Raw genomic sequence first — 18,864 nt, forward strand, 5'->3', positions numbered from 1 at the left:
AGGCGTCGGCGACCGCAAGATCCCGCGAATCACCGCTAAACGCCCCCGATTAGGGCATGCTATGCATCTACCGACAGTAGCCGCATCACCACGAAAGCGGATGCGGGTGAACGTCTGACGGAGGTTTCCCCATGCCGTACCTGACCCAGCTCGCCGACGTCGCCCGGCGCGTGGGCGTCCCGGTGACCGAGGTGGCCGGGTGGAAGACGCGCGGCCACGGGCCGCAGCCCGAGGTGCAGGGCGTCGTGTGCCACCACACCGCCGGCCCGGCAGGCGGCGGCGACTACCCGTCGCTCGCGGTGGTCCGTGACGGCCGCCCCGGTCTCGACGGGCCGCTGTCGCACTTCGGGCTCGGCAGGTCCGGTCACATCTACGTCATCGCCGCGGGACGCTGCTGGCACAACGCCCCGAGCACGTCGCCGCGGCACGACAACTCCAGCTCGATCGGCATCGAGGCCGAGAACGACGGCCGCCAGCCCTGGCCCGAGGCCCAGAAGGCCGCCTACATCCGGCTGTGCGCGGAGCTGTGCCGCGAGTTCGCCCTGCCGGCCTCGCGGGTAAAGGCGCACCGCGAGGTCAACACGTCCAAGCCGGACCCCCACTCGATCGACATGAACGCCTTCCGGAGGGCCGTCGCCGCCCTCCTCGACGGAGGGACGTCACCATCCTGGACGGAGGAGATCATGAAGCAGTTGCCGATGGTCAGGCTCGGCGACGACAACTACGACGTCAAGACGGTCAGGGGGTGCCTGTTCGCCCGGGGGCGGGTGCCCGTGTCCGCGTACGAGCAGGTCGGGCTGGAGGACTGGCTCAAGTCCACCCGCTACGACTCCGGCCTGGTCGAGCTGGTACGCGGGTTCCAGCAGGCGGAGGGCATCGAGGAGGACGGGTTCGTCGGCCCGGGCACCTGGCCCTCGCTCCTGCGGGTCTGACCTCGGGCCTCGGGAGCGGCGCGCGGGCCGGCGTGGCGTCGGCTCCGCCCCCGGCGACAGGTTTTTCACGCCGTCCACGAACCCGCTGCCTGCGGCGATAAGGACGGGGTCAGAGGGCGCCGGGAGCCTGGATCTTCGACTTAACCAGGTCTTACCCGCCGTTCGCCATTCTTGTGTCATCGGGACTCTAGGAGATGACATGGACGCGAACTCCCCTCGCGAGGACAACGCAGGCGGCTGGAGCCAGTTCGGGAACACGCCGCCCACCGCCGGGGGGTTCACCCGGCCGGGTCCGGTGCTGCCGCCGCCCCCTCCGCCACGGCGGCAGGGGTTCATGCTCTCGCGCAAGGCGATCGCCGGGCTCGCGGTGGCGGCCATGGCCGCGCTGACCGTGGCGGCGCTCGGGGGCGGCGCGGTGGGCGCTTACGTCGCGAGCGGCTCGCAGCCCGTGCCGACCGTGACCGCCACCGTCGCGAGCCCCGTCTTCCGCACGGCCTCGGGCCAGCTCACGGTGGCGGAGGTGGCCGAGAAGGTCCAGCCGTCGGTGGTGATGATCCAGGGGCAGACCGCCGAGGGGTCCGGCGTGGTGCTGTCGGACGACGGGCAGATCCTGACCAACAACCACGTGGTGGCCGGGCAGACCGGTGCGCTGACGGTGAAGTTCAGCGACGGCAAGACGGCCAAGGCCAGCGTGGTGGGCACCGACCCGGCCACCGACCTCGCGGTGATCAAGGCCGACGGGATGTCGGGGCTGGCCAAGGCGACGCTGGGCGACAGTGACCAGCTCAAGGTGGGCGACGACGTGCTGGCCATCGGCAGCCCGCTCGGCCTGGACGGCACGGTGACGGCCGGCATCGTCAGCGCGCTCGACCGTACGGTGACCTCCGGCGACAGCGGCGGCCAGGACCAGCAGCTGCCGCCGGGCTGGGGCGGCCAGCGGCAGCCGAGCGAGACCACCACGCTGGGCGGCATGATCCAGACCGACGCGGCCATCAACTTCGGCAACTCGGGCGGCGCCCTGGTCAACGCCGCCGGCGAGCTGGTCGGCATCAACAGCGCGATCGCCGCCGACGGGGTGAACCTCGGGTTCGCGATCCCGGTGAACACCGCCAAGCAGGTGTCCGATCAGCTGATCAGCAAGGGCAAGGTGAGCCACGTCTTCCTTGGCGTGAGCGTCACCGACGCCACCGGGGACGTGCCCGGGGCGTTGATCCGGCAGGTCGTGGCGGGCAGCCCGGCGGAGAAGGCGGGGCTGAAGCAGGGCGACCTGATCACCAAGATCGGTGACACGCCGGTCCAGGGCGGCGACACCGTGGTGGGGCAGGTCCGCGGCTTCAAGGTGGGGCAGCAGGTGCAGGTCACCTACCAGCGCAACGGCAAGTCCAGCACGGTGACCGTGACCATGGAGGAGAAGAAGTAAGGGGACGCGCCCGGCTCAGGGGAGGGACACGTGGAGTGCCTCCCCTGCCCGGTGGTAGCCGACGCGGGCGTAGACGCGGGCCGCGCCGTCGTCGGCGGGCGTGAGGAACGCGGTCGCGATGCCAGCCGAGGCCCCCGAGCGGGTCAGCAGCGCCGTGACCGCGCCGGCGATGCCGCGCCGCCGGTGCGAGGCCCGTACCGCGATGCCCGCGACCTCGGCCACCCCCTGGTGCGGGCGGCCGAGCTGCCCGCCGCCGACCACCTCCCCGGCGTCCGTGGTGGCGGCGGCGACCAGGCCGCCGCCGTCCAGGACGCGCCGGAGCCGGGCGACGTCGTGCGCGGTGGCCTCCGGCGCCTCGAACGCCTCGTTCATCACCCGCGCGACCTTCAGGAGCGCGTCATCGTCGGTCACCAGCCCGACCCGTACGTCCAGCCGTACGTCCATGGGCGCGTCAACCGCCTCGTCCGGTGAGCACACCAGCAGCGGGTAGCGGCCCTCCACGGTGAAACCGGCGGCGAGCAGCGCGTCCTCGACCTCGGGCGCCGCCTGCGGCACGTACTCCAGCCGCGGCGTCCTGGCCCGCCCCCGGAACGCCGCGATCAGCGCGGCGACCTCGCCGGAGGTCGGCGCGGCGTGGTCGTCGGGGATGGCGTAGTTGAACGGGAGCGCGTCGTCGTGCTCGTCGAACCGGACCACGAACGGCCCCGACCGGACGGCCCGGTCCCCCGCCGCCGACCTGAGGTAGGCATGCACATCGGCGCCCAGCAAGCGCGCTCCTCTCCGAAGAATTCCCAGTCCCATGCCGGGCGGGCCGAGCGGGAGCTCGGGACAGATCGCCGGGCCATGGCCGGTCAATAGTAGAGAATCCGTCTGGCCTAGCCTGTCCGGAGGGGGCGGTTCGCGAGCCCGCCCGCACGCTCGACTGGCCGAACGGCGTCGTCAACATCGTCGACGACGAGCCCGCCCCCGGCCGGGAGTGGGTGCCCGCGCTGGCCGCCGCCGTGGGCGCGCCCGCCCCTGCCCCCGCCGGCGGCCGAACCGGGTGGCAGCGCGGCGCGGACAACGCTCTCGCCCGCTCGCTCGGCTGGACCCCGGAGCACTCCAGCTGGCGCACCGGCTTCGCCACCGCCTAGATCCCGCCCGCCGTACGGTCCCGCGCCGGCCGGGGCGCGCCAGGCGGGACGCCCGTCAGGGCTCCGGGTCCCACCAGCCGCGCCGTGCGGCCAGGAGGCCGGCCTGGAAGCGGGTGCGGGCGCCGAGCCGGTCCATCAGCTCGCTGACCCGCCGGTGCACCGTACGCAGGCTCACCCCGAGCTGGCGCGCCACGGCCTCGTCCTTGAGCCCGGCCGCGAGCAGCGCGAACAGCTCGGGGTCCGGCATGTCCGCCGGCCGGGTGGGCGAGCCGAGGGCCGGCAGCGGCAGCGCCGACCGCCACAGGATCTCGAACAGGGTGACCAGCGCGTCCAGCAGCGACGAGGAGTGCACGATGACCGCGCTGTCGGCGGACGCGGACGCGTCGGTGCTCAGGGGCAGGATCGCGGTCTCGCGGTCGACGATGGCCAGCTTCATCGGCACCTCGGGGCTGACCCTGGCCTGCTCCCCGGCCGCCGCCGACTCCTGGGCGAGGCGGAGCTTGCCGGGGATCTCCAGGGCCGAGGCGTCGTAGATGCCGCGCACCAGCAGGCCGTGCGAGAGCCGCTCCATCTCGGCGGCGTTCTGCTCCGTCGGGTCCTGCGCGTACGGTGGCCGGTCCAGCACCAGCAGCTCCCGCGTCGCGGTCTGCTGCAACTGGGTGAACCGCTGCACCACGGCCGCCTGCCCCTGCACGACCTCGACCAGCTCCTCGGGGGCGTGGTTCTCCACGCGGGGCGTCTCGGCGAGCAGCTCGCGCGCCGCGAGCCTGGCCTGGGCCAGCCCCTCCTCGCGGCGCGAGATGAGGGCGTCGACCGCCACGTCGGGCCTGGTGGGGACGTACCGGACGGGGCGGCCCGCCATGCGGGTGGCCAGCCCGAGCGATTCGAGCCTGCACAGGACGTGGCGCAGGGTCGCCATGGTGTGGCCGGTTCGCGCGGCGAGCTCGGGCAGCGTGGCGCGCGGCCGGCGCAGCAGGTTGCGGTAGATCCGCTCGTCCTCTGCCTCGACCCCGACGGCCGCAAGCGGGTTATCGTCGTCTTTCATGATCGACCAGTGTGTCAGATACCTGTAATGTCACAAACCTGCCGCCTTTTGGCCTGGCCCGCGCCGCCTGCCGCCCGATAGGACGTACTAGGAAAAATTGGGCTGTCGGGGAGGCAGTGTTGAAAAAAACTTTTACCATCGGACTCGCGACCGCACTGACAACGCTTTCGGTCGCCCTGCCAGCCGCCGCGGAGGACGATCCCGTCGCCGAGAGCCTCGGCGGGTGGCGGGCGCCGGTCTGCCAGACGGTCACCGGCGACGGGTCGGTGACGTACACGAGGAACGACGGCCGGACGATCGCGCCCACCAGCGAGGCGCTGCAGCCGGTCGTCTACACCACCGGGCTCGTCGCCCTTGACCAGGCGAACGAAATGCTCGCCATGTCCAACAACCGGCTGCTCAGCTCGACGGACTCCGGCTGCACATGGACCCTGGTGGGCAAGGTGAGCGGCTGGTACATCGAACTGGCCGCGGCCGGGGGCGACCGGGCCTACGCCTGGGACCGCGACGGCAACCTCTCCCTGGTAACGCCTCGCGAGATCACCCCGCTGACTTCACCGTCGAACGAGGTGCGGGGGATCGGCGTGGACCGCGGCCAGGGTGGCCATCTGCGGGTGGCGGGCGACGGCGGTCAGCTGTACGACTCGGGCGACGGCGGTCGTACGTGGCAGCCCGTCGGGACGCCGGCCTTCCCGCCGAGCGAGACGCTCACCATCTACACCGCGGTGTTCGACCCGCACGACCTTGACCACGTGGTGATGGGCGCCTCCGACACCGGCGTCCGCGTCACCTTCGACGGCGGCCGGACCTGGACCACGGCCGGCGGGCTCAGCAAGACCGGCGACAAGGTCAACGTGTTCAGCGCCGCGATCTCGCCGTCCGCCCCGAACGTCGTCTGGGCGATGGGGCTCGACCTGTCGGAGTCGGGGTCGGGCGTGCCGTCCGACGGCCGGCACATCTACCGCTCGGGCGACGGCGGCCGGACCTTCACCCCCGTCGTGGACCAGGGCAACGGGGTCACGCTGCAGAACGGCCCGCTGCTCGCCCCGCACCCGACGGACCCCGGCGTGCTCTACTTCGACTTCGGCACCGGCTGGTCGTCGCTCGGCACCGACATCTACCGGTACGACTCGCGCCGCGACCGGGTCACCATCAACCACAACTCCTACGACCGGGTCACCTCCATCAGCTTCAACCCGGCGAACCCGAGGGTGATGTACCTGGGGGTGGCCGAAGAGGTCTAGCACACGGTCGCGAGCGGGGGCCGCGTTGAGCGGCACGGCACGCGGGCCCCGCCGCGAAATATCCGATCTGCCCCAGGTGACGTGGCAAGATGGACGCGGGCCGGACTGAGGCACGTTGCCGACCGAGGAGCAGACATGTCGACCGCTCACGACAGAGGCGACCTGGCCGAGACACCCGCGACCGAGGCCGGGCACTCCGGGCCGACCGCGCTGCGCATCCTGGTGGGCGCGCAGCTGCGTCGGCTGCGGGAGGCCCGCGGGATCTCCCGCGAGGACGCCGGGTACGCCATCCGCGGCTCCCACTCCAAGATCAGCCGCTTGGAGGGCGGGCGCACCAGCTTCAAGCTGCGCGACGTCGCCGACCTGCTCACCCTGTACGGCGTGGCGGGCGACGCGGAGCGGGAGGCCGTGCTGGCCCTGGCCAAGCAGGCGAACGAGCCGTCCTGGTGGCACGACTACCGCGACGTGGTGCCCGACTGGTTCGAGGACTACCTGGGGCTGGAGCAGGACGCCGCGCTGATCCGCGCGTACGAGGTGCAGTTCGTGCCCGGCCTGCTGCAGACCGAGGACTACGCCCGCGCGGTCTTCACCGTGGGCCACAAGGGCGACCCGGCCGAGCGCATCGAGCGCCGCGTCGAGGTGCGGATGCGCCGGCAGCGCATCCTCGCCCCGCCCATGTCGGGCAGGCTCTGGGCGGTGCTGGACGAGGCCGCGCTGCACCACCGCGTGGGCAGCCGCGAGGTCATGCGGGCGCAGCTGGAGCACCTCGACCGGATGGCCGCGCAGCCCCACGTCACCGTGCAGGTGGTGCCGTTCGACTCCGGCTGGACGTCCGGCGGCGTCGGCCCCGTCACCATCCTGCGCTTCGCCCAGGCGGGGCTGCACGACGTGGTCTACCTGGAGCAGCTGGCCGGGGCCCACTACCTCGCCAAGGAGGGCGACGTGCTGCCGTACCAGCAGCTGATGGACGAGCTCGGGGTGTACGCCGCGCCCGCGACCGACACCCCGGCCATCCTGCGCAAGGCCATCGACGCGCTCTGAGCGCGGCACCTCGCCGTGTGGGGCACGGCAGGCCGCGCGCGGTCAGGGCTTGCGTGCCACGCCGCAGAACGCGTCCACCTCCGGCGGCAGCCCGAACACGTCCGACTCCAGCCGCCAGCGGGAGACCGACACGATGCCCGGCTCCACGAGCTCCAGCCCGTCGAAGAAGCGGGCGATCTCCTCGGGGGTGCGCAGCCGGTACTCGTACACCTCGCCCTTGTCGCGCAGCCGTTCGGCCTCGGCCGCCGCGTCGGGCTTGACGGTGTTCGTACCGTCCTCGAAGACCAGGTAGCTGCCCGGCGCCAGCGCGCCCATCAGGCGCCGCACCAGCGCGTACGCCTCGTCGTCGTCGAAGACGGTGCCCATCACGCCCAGCAGCATGAGCGCGACCGGCCGGTCGAAGTCGAGGGTCCCGGCGGCGAACTCCAGGATCGAGCCCGGCTCGCGCACGTCGGCCTCGATGTAGTCGCAGGCCCCGCGGGGGTCGCTGGACAGCAGGGCCCGCGCGTGCACCAGCACCAGGGGGTCGTTGTCGACGTAGACCACGCGGCTGGCCGGGTCCACCCGCTGGGCCACCTCGTGGGTGTGGTCGACGGTCGGCAGGCCCGTGCCGATGTCGAGGAACTGCCGGACGCCGTGCTTTCCGGCGACATACCGTACGGCCCGCCCCAGGAAGACGCGCGAATGGCGGGCGATGTCCTCCATGCCCGGGTAGATGTCCCGCAGCTTCCTGGCGAGCTCCCGGTCGGCGGGGTAGTTGTCCTTGCCGCCCAGCCAGTAGTTCCAGACCCGGGCCTGATGGGGCTTGCTGGTGTCGATCCTGGAGAGGAGCGCGGGGTCCAGGGGTGAGTCATCGGTCACGACAAGCTTCACCTCTTAAGCTGATATGTCGCCTTCTGCAGGCTTTTGCCCTTTCTACCAGGCGGGCCCGGCGGTGTCATTCGCGCCGGCCGGCCGGCCGGACGCCTACGCGTTCTCCAGGAGGGCGGTGCTGAGCCCGCAGATCGCCGTGATCAGGTGCGCGCCCAGCCGCCGCCACGACTGCTCGGCCCCGGCCGGGTCGGCCCGCCCCTCGGCCAGGTCGCCTTCGAGCTCGGCGCACATGTGCACGACGAGCAGGCGGATCATGGCGGCGGAGCGGGCGCCCACCTCGGGGTCGCGCTCGTGCCTGCGCGAGGGGCGGAGCTTCTCCAGGCGGCGGAACGACGGCGTCCGCAGGTGCGCCTGCACGGAGTATTCGCGCAGGGAGGGCTCGACGACGGTCTGGGCGAGGAAGCGCCCGTACCAGGAGGGCGTGCCCAGCTCGATGTGGTGCTCGATGGTCGGCTCGATGACGCAGGTGATCCACTCCTGCAGCGACACCTCGCCCGCCGCCTCCAGCGCGGCCACCATCGGGATCCGGTGCGTGTCCATGGCGGCGGCGTGGCGGGCGAGGATCGCCTGGATCAGCTCGTCACGGGTGCTGAAGTGGTACTGGACGGCCGACTTGTTGCGCTGGCCCGCCGCCTCGCCCACCATCCTGATCGACACGTTCGCGAACCCGTGCTCGGCGTAGAGCCGTTCGGCGGCGTGCATCAGCTTGTCCCTGGCGCGCGTCGAACGGGGGGACGGCGAGGCGACCGCCGCGCTGACTTTCATGTGACCGATCCTTCTGTCCGCACCGTCCCCCGAGGATCACCAGGTCACCACGTGACCCACACGTCCTGCAACCCCCCTGACATCCCTCCGGTGCGCAGGCGCAGGCTGTCGGCGGAGTCGCGCAGCCGCAGCTGCGGCAGCCTCCTGGCCAGCGTGCCCAGCACGACCTGCAGTTCGAGCCTGGCCAGCGGCTGCCCGAGGCAGTAGTGGCGGCCCGCGCCGAAGGTGAGGTGCTGGCTGCCGTTGGGCCGCCGCGGGTCGAACAGGTCGGGGTCGTCGAACTTGTCCGGGTCGCGGTTGGCGGAGGGCACGTTCGGGATGAGCGTGGTGCCCGCGGGCACCGTGACCTCGCCCAGGGCGACGTCCTCGGTGATGAACCTGGGCACCCCGCCGATGGCCGACAGCGTGCTGTCCATGCGCAGGACCTCCTCCACCGTGCCCGGGATCAGGTCCGGGTCGTCGATCACGGCCTCGAAGCGGCGCCGGTCGGAGAGCAGCATCGCCGCCATGATCGCGATCATGTTGGAGGTCGTCTCGTGCCCGGCCAGCAGCAGCCCGCGCACGGTGGCGATCAGCTCGGCCTGGCTGAGCCGGCCGTCCTCGGCGTCGGAGATCTGGGTCAGCTCGCTGAGCAGGTCGTCGCCGGGGTCGGCCCGGTTGCGGTCGACCAGGTCCGACACGTACGCGGTGAACTCCCGGTGGGCCCGGTCGACCTCCTCCTGCGTGTAGCGCGTGAGCGTGAGCATGGTGCGCGACCAGTGCGCGAACTTGTCCTGGTCCTCGCTCGGCGCGCCGACCAGCGCGCAGATGACGCGCACGGGCAGCGGCAGGCCCAGCCCGGCCGACAGGTTGCCCGGCGAGCCCTTGGCCAGCATGGCGTCCAGCAGGTCGTCGGCCATCGCTTGGACCCTCGGCCGCCACACCTCCATCTTGCGCGCGGTGAACCAGCGGCTGAGCAGCCGCCGCCACCGCATGTGGCCGGCGCCCTCGTTGATGTCGGTGGTGCCCTCCCTGCGGCGGCTGAACAGGCCGCCGTCCTCGGTGGTGGACAGCCGGGCGGCGCCCTCCCTGGCGAGGTTGCGGCTGAAGCGCGGGTCCGCCATCACCGTGCGGGCATCCTCATATCGGGTGACCAGCGTGGCGACGTCGCCGCTCGGCAGCCGTACGTGCGCCACGGGGCATTTGTCCCGCAGCTCCGCCAGCTGCGGCGGCGGCTCCAGGGCGGTGGGACGGTCGAAGGGGAACTCCGGGATCGCGTCAGCAGTCATCCTGTCCTCCAGCTGGCGGGCGTGACCACTCGAATATAAGGCGACTGCCTTATTAGTGGCAATCGCCTTGTAAATGCCCTTTACCAGATTTTTCGGTAATGGTCAGTCGCCGGACAGGTGATCGGACGTCAGAGGGTGTCGGAGCTCTGGGCCGCCCGGTAGACGGCCATCGCCTCGTCGCCGAAGAACGGGCCGAACATGAAGTTCTGGGCGAAGTCGTACTTGAAGCTGTTGACGGAGTTCAGATAGCCCAGGCCGGTCGACTCGTCGAAGCCCTGGAACCAGGGGCCGCCGCTCGACCCGCCGGTCATGTCGCAGCGCAGCCCCTGGTCCTGCGTCATGACGGTGTCGTTGAACGTGCGCCCGCTGCAGTAGATCAACCGGGAGCCGTCGAACGGCCGCGCCGCCGGATAGCCGAAGGAGAACATCTGCCGTCCCCTCGCCTGGTTGAACGCCACGCCCTGCCCGCCCACGACGTCGGTCAGCGTCCGCCCCTGCAGCGGCGCGACGACGGCGGCGGCGACGTCGAAGTTGATGTCCTCGCGGGCGTTCCACTGCTGCGTCGTCAGCAGCCTGGTGGCGACCCACATGCCGAACGGGCTCCGGCCCCGGTCGAAGCCCGGCACGAACACCCAGTTGCGGTGCGAGGCGCCGTTCAGCTTCACGCAGTGCCCCGCGGTCATCACGACGCTCTCGTTCGCGCTGGTCACGGCCGTACCCGAGCAGGAGGCGTTGCCGCCCTCCGCGGTGGTGAAGAAGACCCGCCCGGTGGTGCGCACGACGGCGCCGCCGTCCGTCCAGCGCAGCCCCGGGCTGTTGGGCACGGCGGCCACCTGCTGGGCGTTGACCGTCCGGGTGGCGGGGACCGACCAGGCGGCGCCATGCGTCGTGATGCCCCGGGTGCTGTGCAGGGGCCGGGCGGCGCCGCGCGTGGCCCACGGGCTGCCCTCGGACGGCGTGCCCGAGCGGCTGCCGCGGCGCGGCGCGGGCGTGTCGAGCGGCTGCGCCGCCAGCATGCGCCGCGACGTCCAATAGCGCTGGACGGTGGTGGCCTCCGACCAGGAGTCCGCCGCCGACCACCCGACCGGCCTGCGGTCGAAACCGTTCGAGGCGCCGGCCTGGGCCGAGCCCGCCGGCACTAGGGCGCCGGCCACGGCGATCGCGGCGGTGGAGAGCAGGACGACTCTACGGTGCATGACGTACCTCCCGAAACCGGAATCCTGGCGTTTGGAGGTACGTACGGGGATCTCCATATGTCTCAACGGACGGACATACGGATACGGCATCAATGCCGCGCCGCGCCCCTGGCCTCGGTGTTCTGGCATACTTTGCGGGCTCGTACGTAAATATTCGAGATCTGCCCGAAAGTTTCGGGCGGCATGGAGAGCGAGGTCGAGGTGCCGGACGAGGCCGGGCACTGGATCGCCACCTGGACGGCGATGCCGCAGCTCACCGAGCCTGACAACCTCCCGCCCGCGCCGTACGCGGGGGAGGGCCCGGTCCTGGCCGACAGCACGGTGCGGCAGACCGTACGGGTGACGGCGGGCGGGTCGCGGCTGCGGCTGCGCCTCTCCAACGCGTTCGGCCGCACGCCGCTGCCCATCACCCGCGTGACCGTGGCGCTGCCGGACGGCGGCCTGGCCGGGGTGAGCGCGATCCAGCCGGGGAGCCTCCGGCCGGTGACGTTCCACGGGAGGCCGTCGGCAGTCGTGCCCGCCGGCGCGCAGTTCGTGTCCGACCCGCTCGACCTCGCGCTGCCGCCGGGCACCGTGCTCAGCGTGACCCTCCACCTCGCCGACGGGCAGGCGGGCACGGACATCACCTCGCACCCCGGCTCGCGTACGACCTCCTACCTCGCCCCCGGCAACCAGGCCGAGGCCGCCGTGCTGACGGGCGCCACCCCCGTCGAGCACTGGTACTTCCTCAGCGGCGTCGAGGTCTGGGCCGCTCCGGGCGCCGCGACGCTCGCCCTGATCGGCGACTCGCTGACCGACGGGCGCGGCTCCACCACCAACGGCAACGACCGCTGGCCCGACCAGCTCTTCGACCGGCTCCGGGCCGACCCCCGCACCGCCGGCGTGGCGATCGCCAACCAGGGCGCGGGCGGCAACCGCGTGCTGAACGACGGTCTCGGCCCTGCCGCGCTGGCCCGGCTCGACCGCGACGTGCTGGCGCAGAGCGGCGTCGCGTGGCTGGGCGTCTTCGAGGGCGTCAACGACCTCGGCACGGCGGAGGCCACCGAGGACGCCCAGAAGAAGGTCGCCGACGACCTGATCGCGGCGTACGACCAGATCATCACGCGGGCGCACGCCCAGCACATCCAGGTGTACGGCGCCACGCTCACGCCGTTCGCCGGCAGCTTCTACGACGACGACCAGGGACACCGCGAGGCCGCCCGCCAGGCGGTCAACGAGTGGATCCGCGACGGGGGCGGGTTCGACGCGGTCATCGACTTCGACCGGGCCGCCCGCGACCCCGGCGACCCGCGCCGCCTGGTCGCGGCCTACGACGTGGGCGACCACCTGCACCTGAGCCCCGCCGGCTACCGGGCGCTGGCCGATGCCTTCCCGGCCCGGCTGCTGATCCGGCAGCGGGATTAATTCGGTTGCGCCAGGCCGGGGCACACCCGTACGTTGTGTGACATGCGCCTTTACCTGTAATTCGCACTCAGCAGCGAAACCGCCTCAGTCCATCCAGACGCGGCAGCTGTGCGTGTCGAGCGGCCTTCCACGAGCCGCGTCGCGAGTTACGTAGAGGAGCCTCCTTATGCGAGTTCGTTCAGCCCACGGTTCAGCCAAGAAGATTCGGCCCGGGATGCCCGTGCCGCGGCAACTGCCCAAGATGCCGCAGCGCCCGATCGCGCCGCCCAGGCGCATCCCCTCCAGGGGCCGCTAGGACAACTGCCCATGGATGGTAGTTGGTGAGCGCCGCCTCCACCGTTACGCCAGGAGGCGGCGCTCACGCCTTTTCCGGATGCTCGGCGCTCAGGCCGGTCTCCGGGCGGTTCGCCGGGAGGCGGCGCTCACGCCTGTCCCGGGCGCTCCGGTGGCCAGGTGGTGAGCTTGGCGGGGTTGCGCATCGCCCAGACCCGCCTGACCAGGCCGCGCGCCACGTCGACCGAGACCACGGCGAGGGTGCGCCCCGCCGCGTCGCGGGCCACGAGCCCGGCCTGCCCGTTCACGACGGCCGTCCGTACGGCGAGGTCGGGCTGCCGCCGCCGCACCCCGAGCAGGAACTGGGCGATCCGCTCGGCTCCCTCGATGGGGTTGACGGCCGCGCTGACGGCGCCGCCGCCGTCGGTGACGCCGGTCGCGTCGGGATCGAGCAGCTCGACCAGGGCTGTCAGGTCGCCGCTCTCCCACGCCGACCTGAACGCGGCGACGATGTGGGCGTGCTCCTCCGGAGGCACCCGGTCGTGGCCGCGCTCGCGGACGCGGCGGCGGGCGGATGAGGCGAGCTGGCGGCAGGCCTGCGGCGAGCGGCCCACGATCTCCCCGATCTCGGGGAACGTGTACGCGAACACGTCGTGCAGGATGAACGCGACCCGCTCGGCCGGGGTCATCGATTCGAGCACCACGAGCAGCGCCATGCTGATCGACTCGTCCAGTGAGACCCGTTCGGCCGGGTCGGCCGCGCTGTCGTGGACGGTCTGGCTCGTCCACCGCGCCGAGTCGGGCACCGGTTCGGGCAGCCACTGGCCCACGTACCGCTCGCGCCTGGCCCGCGCGGAGCCGAGCACGTCGAGGCAGATCCGGCTCACCACCGTGACGAACCACCCGGTGGGGGAGCCGATCTCGGCCCTGCGCCGATCAGGCAGCGCGTACCACCGCGTGTAGGCCTCCTGGACGGCGTCCTCCGCCTCCTGCACCGAGCCCAGCAGGCGGTAGGCCAGGCCCATGAGCAGCCCTCGATCCGCCGTCGCCACTGTCATGCTCGTATCTTCCGCCTGTGCACTCCTCACGCGGTAATGACGAAACGCCGTCCCGAGGTGTGAGGACCTGACACTTCGGGCCGCCACGTCGTCATGCTCCGGAACGGTTCTCCGACGACTGGGGAGTGTGGACGACCATGACCGAGATGACCGTCACGATGGCCGTCATCGCCATCGTCACCATTGCCGCCAACGCGGGCGTCGCCGCCGCCGACTTCGCCCGTGCCAAGTTCGTGCTGGCCAACGTCGCCGACGTCGGCGTGCCCCTGTCGTGGCTGCCCGCGCTGGCCCTGCTCAAGGCCGCGGGTGCGGCCGGTCTGCTGCTCGGGCTGCTGGGCGTGCCCGTGATCGGGCTCATGGCGGCCTGCGGGCTGGTGCTGTTCTTCGTCGGCGCGATCGTCGCACATGTACGGGCGCGGGCCTACGCCAAGATCGCCTTTCCGATCGCCTTTCTCGCGCTCGCCGTAGCCTCGGTTTTCTCTTTTCTTTGATTCGCCATCGCGTCGGGGTGAACGCATTCACCGGCCGCGTTGCTATCGTCGGGCGGAGATCGGATCATGAGGGGGACGGGTTGCGGGCACTCGTACGGATCGCCGTGGTGACGTTGGTCGGATGCGGCGCGCTGCTGACTGCGACCGTCGCGCCGGCCGCCGCCGCGCCACGGGACGATTCCCTGCTCACCAGGCTGGTCGGCGCGGACCTCGGCACGGTGATCAAGGCGCTCCCCGGCGTGCTCTGCGGAAATCGCCTGATCAGTTACAACTCGCCGTCGCCGAATTCCCCGACGACGTGCATCAATGGCCCGGAGAACTCCGGGAACTCCACGAACAGCGGAAATTACCGGAGCGAGGGGAATCCGATCAACAGCGGCAATTTCTCCAACGCCAACGGTTCCAACGACAGCAACAACGTCGGGAGCGGTGCCAACATCGCCAACGGATCCCAGTCGGGCTCGGCGGTCGGCGGGTGACGAGCATGCGGGCCTGGCTGCGGAGGAGCGGAGCGGTCGTGGTGACGGTGGCGGCCCTCGCCGTGGCGCCGTCCCCGCCCGCGACGGCTGACGGAGCCCCGAAGAACAGCGGAAACACCTGGAACAGCGGCAACTACCGGGCCAAGGGCCGCAACCTGAACAGCGGCAACTTCTCCAACGCCAACGGCTCGGTCAAGAGCAACAACGTCAACAGCGGCGCGAACTACGCGAATGGCAGGCAGTGCGTCAACGAGCGCAGGAGTGTCGTCAAGCACGCGTGCTGACACCTCCTGCGGGGTTTGCGCAGGTAGGGCGGGCTCTCTATCAATAACTCGTTAGCAGAGGTAATATTCTGCACATGAGCCCACCGGACCTTCCAGAGTCCCTGATCTCCGTCATGTCGGGCATCCAGCGACTTGTCCGGCGCAGGCTGCGTCCCGGCGTGACGGGCCCGCGCCTGCGAGGTGCCCAGGTTGAGCTGCTGCGCCTGGTCGGCGCCACTCCCGGCATCGGGGTGTCGGCCGCCGCCAAGGAGCTGTACCTGGCCGGGAACTCCGTCTCCACGATGGTCAACCAGCTGACGGCCGACGGGCTGCTGCACCGTGAGCCCGGCCACGACGACCGGCGCTCGGCGCGGCTGCTGCTCACCGCGCAGGGGGAGGCCCGGCTGCGCGACTGGCGCGAGCGCCGCGCCGCGCTCGTACGGGCACACGTGGAGCGGCTCGACGAGGACGACAGGCAGGCGCTCGCCGCCGCCGTGCCGGCCCTGCGCAAACTCGCCGACAGCCTGCTGGAGGAGGTGGCTCACCCATGACCCACGCCCTCACCCGTACCCTTACCCGCGACGGTCTGCCGGAGGAGGTCGGCCGGCCATGACCGACGAATCCTTCACCTCTGCCCTGACCTGCGAGGGCCTGCGCTATTCGTTCGGCCAGACCAGAGCGGTGGACGATCTCGACCTCTCGGTCGCGTCCGGCGAGATCTTCGGCCTGCTCGGCCCCAACGGCGCCGGCAAGACCACCGCCATCCGCTGCGTCACCACGCTCCTGCCGGTACGGTCCGGCATGGTCCGCGTCTTCGGCCGCGACGCCGCCACCGAGCCGATGGCCGTGCGCCGCCTGCTCGGGTACGTGCCCCAGCAACTGTCGGCCGACAGCCGTCTCACCGGCCGCGAGAACGTCTCGCTGTTCGCCCGGGTCTTCGACATCCCCCGCCGCGAGCGCGCCGCCCGCGTCACGCAGGCGCTGGAGGCGGTCGGGCTCGCCGACGTCGCCGACCGGCTGGCGGAGACGTACTCCGGCGGCATGGTGCGCCGGCTGGAGCTGGCCCAGGCGCTGGTCAGCGCACCCCGGCTGCTCATCCTCGACGAGCCGACCATCGGGCTCGACCCCATCGCCCGCGCCGGCGTGTGGGAGCACATCCAGGCGGTACGCGCGGCGACCGGGATGACGGTCCTGGTCACCACCCACTACATGGACGAGGCCGACCAGTACTGCGACCGGGTGGCGCTGATGCACCAGGGACGCGTCCGCGCGATCGGCACCCCGGGACAGCTCACCGAGGAGCTGCGCGCCCGCCGCGGCGACGAGTCCGCGCCCACGCTGGAGGACGTCTTCAGGGACGTCGCCGGCAGCGACCTGAACGAGGAAGGAGGCGCGTTCCGCGATGTCCGGCGAGCCCGCAACACCGCCTCCCGCGTCGGCTGACCGCCCGCGCGGCACCGGCCTGGACCTGCTCACCACCCCGCCGCCCGAGCGGGCGCGATGGCGCGTGCTGCCCGCCAGGGTGATCGCGATGTGCGTGGTGGAGCTGCAGAAGCTCCGGCACGACCGCACCGAGCTGTACACCCGCGCGATCCAGCCGGCCCTGTGGCTGCTGGTCTTCGGCGAGACCTTCACCCGCATCCAGGCGATCCCGACGAACGGCGTGCCGTACCTCGACTACCTGGCCCCCGGGATCATCGCCCAGTCCACGATGTTCATCGCCATCTTCTACGGCATCCAGATCATCTGGGAACGCGACTCCGGCGTCCTGACGAAGCTGATGGTCACGCCGACCCCGCGCCCCGCGCTGGTCACCGGCAAGGCGTTCGCGGCCGGGGTGAAGGCGGTGATCCAGGCGGTCGTGGTGGTGGTCATCGCCGCGCTGCTGGGCGTGGCCATGACGTGGAACCCGCTGCGGCTGGCCGGGGTGATCGTGGTCGTGGTGCTCGGCTCGGCGTTCTTCTCCTGCCTGTCGATGTCGATCGCCGGGATCGTCCTGACGCGCGACCGGCTGATGGGCATCGGCCAGGCCATCACCATGCCGCTCTTCTTCGCCTCCAACGCGCTCTATCCCACCACCGCCATGCCCGCCTGGCTGCAGGCCATCAGCACGGTGAACCCGCTCAGCTACCAGGTGGACGCGCTGCGCGGCCTGCTGCTCGGCACCCCCGCGCACCTGCCGCTGGACGTCGGCGTCCTCCTCGCCGCCGCGGTCGCCGGCATCACGGCCGCCTCCGCCCTCCTCCGCCGCCTGGCCCGCTGACCTCTCGCCGTGCAATCGATCGGTTTCGTGCGGCCGGGTCAGGTTCGGGCACCATGGTGGCCGTGATGGAGGGACTGGCCGAGCTGCTCGCGGCGCGCGGTGTCACCCGGCTCGAACCGCTCGGGAGCGGACTCGAGTTCTCCGTGTTCCGCGGCCGCATGGGCGGCGCCGAGGTCGCCGTCCGGGTGGCGGGACGGCGCTGCGACTCGAACGCGAACGATCCCCTCGTCGACACCAGGGCGCTTCTGGTGCAGGAACGGCGGCTTGCCCGGTTCGTCCTGGCGCGGGGGCTGCCCGCCGCCGCGCCGCTCGACCTGATCCTGTCCTCGTCCCCCGACGTGCCGGACATCCTGGTCAGCGCGTACGTGCCCGACGACGGATCGCCGCTCGACCCGTACCGGCTGGGCGGGGTACTGGCCCGGCTGCACGCGCTCGCGCCGCCCGGTCCGCCGCTGGTCGCGGCGGAGGGCATGCCGGCCGCCCGCCTCCTCGTGCGGAGGGTGCTGCGGCGCTGGGCCGAAGTCGGGCGGCTCCGCCAGGACTGGCCGGCGGCGCCGCCGGGGAGCGTCCTGGCCGCGGCCGCCGCCGCGCTGGGCGAGGGCAGCCTGCTGCACCTGGACGTACGGCGGCCCAACGTACGGTGCCGGGCCGGCGAGGTGTCCGCCCTGCTCGACTGGTCGAACGCGCTGCGCGGCGACCCCGTGCTGGAGTTCGGGCGGCTCGGCGAGTACGCCCGGCTGCCGGACAACGGCCTGGACCTGGACGCCCTGCGCGCCGGTTACGGGGAGCCACCGCCGGACGGCGACGCACCGGCGCTGCTCTGCCGGCTCGACGCGGCCCTGATGCTCGCCCTGGTCTTCCTGTCAGAGGCGCCGGACGCGGCCCGCGGCGACGCCGCCGCCGATCGCGTCCTGGAGCTGTACGAACGGCTCCGGCCGCGGGCCCTCGGGTGACTACTGGGCCAGGGCCACGGAGCCCTGGTGCGTCGAGAGGAACTGCTCCACGGCCAGCAGGTGGACCCCCATCCGGAGGCGCGCCGCGTCGGGATCGCGCTTCCTGAGCGCATCCAGGATGGCCCGGTGCTCCTGGTGCGTGGCGAGCTCGGCGCCCTCCGCGTTGATGGCGCGCCACAGGCGGCCCCGCACGGTTCGGCTGGCCAGCGCCTCGATCAGCGCTTCCAGGGTCGTGTTGCGTGACGCCGCGGCGATGACGCGGTGGAAGGTGATGTCGGCGTCCATCACGGCCTCGTGGTCGATCGGCTCGGCCCGCAGCAGCAGCTCCATGGATGCGAGGATCTGCTCGGCCCGGTCGAGCTCCTCCTCGGTGACGCGCATCGCGGCGCGCCCCACGGCCTCCGTCTCCAGCACCCGGCGTACGGCCTGCAGGTCGGCGACGGTCTCCGGCCGGTGGAGGTCGACCAGGAACCCGATGGGGCTCAGCAGGATGCCCGGGTCGAGCGCGGTCACGTAGGTGCCGTCGCCCTGCCGGGTCTCCAGCACGCCGGTGATGACCAGGGCCCGCACCCCTTCGCGGAGCGAGCCGCGCGACACGCCGAGCTGGGCGGCCAGGTCCTTCTCCACGGGAAGGCGGGAACCCGCCGCCAGCACACCCTCGATGATCATGCGCTTGATGCCCTCGACCACGAGGTCGGACTGCGATGCGCGCGGCTCGCGGGTAGTCATCCGGCCAGTCTAAAACCCGATCAGCGGCGTGGAC

General features: G+C 71.9%; 21 protein-coding genes. 13 read left to right on the forward strand and 8 right to left on the reverse strand.

Features of this window, described 5'->3' with window-relative positions; all coding sequences use genetic code 11:
- Positions 1-131: 131 nt before the first annotated feature.
- Together FH608_RS08460 and FH608_RS08465 are read left to right on the forward strand one after the other, a co-directional pair.
- Positions 132-932: a peptidoglycan recognition protein family protein gene (locus FH608_RS08460; RefSeq protein WP_139629785.1), complete on the forward strand. Its 801-nt coding sequence runs from the start codon at positions 132-134 to the stop codon at positions 930-932.
- Between the two features lie 199 nt (positions 933-1,131).
- Entirely contained in the window at positions 1,132-2,352 is a 1,221-nt protein-coding gene (locus FH608_RS08465) for a S1C family serine protease (RefSeq protein ID WP_139629786.1), read from the forward strand.
- 15 nt (positions 2,353-2,367) lie between these two features.
- Here FH608_RS08465 and FH608_RS08470 read toward each other — a convergent pair whose 3' ends face one another.
- Positions 2,368-3,120, reverse strand: coding sequence for a GNAT family N-acetyltransferase (locus tag FH608_RS08470; protein ID WP_193318299.1), 753 nt, complete (start codon positions 3,118-3,120; stop codon positions 2,368-2,370).
- 212 nt (positions 3,121-3,332) lie between these two features.
- On the opposite strand from FH608_RS08470, the gene FH608_RS08475 reads away from it, so the two are divergent.
- A complete protein-coding gene (locus FH608_RS08475) occupies positions 3,333-3,485 on the forward strand; it encodes a hypothetical protein (RefSeq protein ID WP_226899152.1) in 153 nt (50 codons plus the stop codon).
- Between the two features lie 55 nt (positions 3,486-3,540).
- Here the strand turns inward: FH608_RS08475 and FH608_RS08480 are convergent, their stop codons facing one another.
- Entirely contained in the window at positions 3,541-4,530 is a 990-nt protein-coding gene (locus FH608_RS08480) for a helix-turn-helix transcriptional regulator (RefSeq protein WP_139629789.1), read from the reverse strand.
- 119 nt (positions 4,531-4,649) lie between these two features.
- Between FH608_RS08480 and FH608_RS08485 the strand changes: the two genes are divergently transcribed.
- Positions 4,650-5,774: a sialidase family protein gene (locus FH608_RS08485; RefSeq protein ID WP_139629790.1), complete on the forward strand. Its 1,125-nt coding sequence runs from the start codon at positions 4,650-4,652 to the stop codon at positions 5,772-5,774.
- A 135-nt stretch (positions 5,775-5,909) separates the two neighbouring features.
- On the forward strand, positions 5,910-6,815 hold the full coding sequence (locus FH608_RS08490) for a helix-turn-helix domain-containing protein (RefSeq protein WP_139629791.1): 906 nt from the start codon (positions 5,910-5,912) through the stop codon (positions 6,813-6,815).
- Positions 6,816-6,857: 42 nt separating this feature from the next.
- Here FH608_RS08490 and FH608_RS08495 read toward each other — a convergent pair whose 3' ends face one another.
- From FH608_RS08495 to FH608_RS08510, 4 genes are all read right to left on the reverse strand, one after another.
- Positions 6,858-7,676, reverse strand: a complete 819-nt coding sequence (locus tag FH608_RS08495) for an SAM-dependent methyltransferase (RefSeq protein ID WP_139629792.1) — start codon at positions 7,674-7,676, stop codon at positions 6,858-6,860.
- Positions 7,677-7,781: 105 nt separating this feature from the next.
- Positions 7,782-8,453 (reverse strand): TetR/AcrR family transcriptional regulator, encoded by a 672-nt coding sequence (locus tag FH608_RS08500; RefSeq protein WP_139629793.1) that lies wholly within the window; start codon positions 8,451-8,453, stop codon positions 7,782-7,784.
- A 44-nt stretch (positions 8,454-8,497) separates the two neighbouring features.
- Positions 8,498-9,721: a cytochrome P450 gene (locus tag FH608_RS08505; protein WP_139629794.1), complete on the reverse strand. Its 1,224-nt coding sequence runs from the start codon at positions 9,719-9,721 to the stop codon at positions 8,498-8,500.
- A gap of 128 nt (positions 9,722-9,849) precedes the next feature.
- The gene (locus tag FH608_RS08510; protein ID WP_139629795.1) at positions 9,850-10,917 is read right to left on the reverse strand and encodes a trypsin-like serine peptidase; all 1,068 of its coding nucleotides are present in this window, start codon (positions 10,915-10,917) and stop codon (positions 9,850-9,852) included.
- A 183-nt stretch (positions 10,918-11,100) separates the two neighbouring features.
- On the opposite strand from FH608_RS08510, the gene FH608_RS08515 reads away from it, so the two are divergent.
- Entirely contained in the window at positions 11,101-12,321 is a 1,221-nt protein-coding gene (locus FH608_RS08515; protein WP_139629796.1) for an SGNH/GDSL hydrolase family protein, read from the forward strand.
- A gap of 422 nt (positions 12,322-12,743) precedes the next feature.
- Here the strand turns inward: FH608_RS08515 and sigJ are convergent, their stop codons facing one another.
- Positions 12,744-13,652 carry an RNA polymerase sigma factor SigJ gene (gene sigJ, locus FH608_RS08520; protein ID WP_139629797.1) on the reverse strand — a complete coding sequence of 303 codons (909 nt, stop codon included), beginning with the start codon at positions 13,650-13,652 and terminating at the stop codon, positions 12,744-12,746.
- A gap of 146 nt (positions 13,653-13,798) precedes the next feature.
- Between sigJ and FH608_RS08525 the strand changes: the two genes are divergently transcribed.
- The 7 genes from FH608_RS08525 (at position 13,799) to FH608_RS08555 (ending at position 18,101) form a co-directional block, all read left to right on the forward strand.
- Positions 13,799-14,143: a DoxX family protein gene (locus tag FH608_RS08525; RefSeq protein WP_139629798.1), complete on the forward strand. Its 345-nt coding sequence runs from the start codon at positions 13,799-13,801 to the stop codon at positions 14,141-14,143.
- A 17-nt stretch (positions 14,144-14,160) separates the two neighbouring features.
- A complete protein-coding gene (locus tag FH608_RS08530) occupies positions 14,161-14,622 on the forward strand; it encodes a hypothetical protein (RefSeq protein ID WP_226899153.1) in 462 nt (153 codons plus the stop codon).
- Positions 14,623-14,627: 5 nt separating this feature from the next.
- On the forward strand, positions 14,628-14,906 hold the full coding sequence (locus FH608_RS08535) for a hypothetical protein (RefSeq protein WP_139629799.1): 279 nt from the start codon (positions 14,628-14,630) through the stop codon (positions 14,904-14,906).
- A gap of 74 nt (positions 14,907-14,980) precedes the next feature.
- On the forward strand, positions 14,981-15,436 hold the full coding sequence (locus FH608_RS08540; protein ID WP_139629800.1) for a MarR family winged helix-turn-helix transcriptional regulator: 456 nt from the start codon (positions 14,981-14,983) through the stop codon (positions 15,434-15,436).
- Positions 15,437-15,494: 58 nt separating this feature from the next.
- A complete protein-coding gene (locus tag FH608_RS08545; protein ID WP_139629801.1) occupies positions 15,495-16,328 on the forward strand; it encodes an ABC transporter ATP-binding protein in 834 nt (277 codons plus the stop codon).
- Positions 16,288-17,148, forward strand: coding sequence for an ABC transporter permease (locus FH608_RS08550; protein ID WP_139629802.1), 861 nt, complete (start codon positions 16,288-16,290; stop codon positions 17,146-17,148). The genes FH608_RS08545 and FH608_RS08550 overlap by 41 nt, the downstream gene beginning before the upstream one ends.
- 62 nt (positions 17,149-17,210) lie before the next feature.
- On the forward strand, positions 17,211-18,101 hold the full coding sequence (locus FH608_RS08555; protein WP_139629803.1) for a phosphotransferase family protein: 891 nt from the start codon (positions 17,211-17,213) through the stop codon (positions 18,099-18,101).
- On the opposite strand, the gene FH608_RS08560 is transcribed toward FH608_RS08555, so the two are convergent.
- On the reverse strand, positions 18,102-18,830 hold the full coding sequence (locus FH608_RS08560) for a FadR/GntR family transcriptional regulator (RefSeq protein ID WP_139629804.1): 729 nt from the start codon (positions 18,828-18,830) through the stop codon (positions 18,102-18,104).
- Positions 18,831-18,864: the final 34 nt, after the last annotated feature.

This window comes from Nonomuraea phyllanthi (assembly GCF_006334985.2).
In the GTDB taxonomy this organism is placed as follows: domain Bacteria; phylum Actinomycetota; class Actinomycetes; order Streptosporangiales; family Streptosporangiaceae; genus Nonomuraea; species Nonomuraea phyllanthi.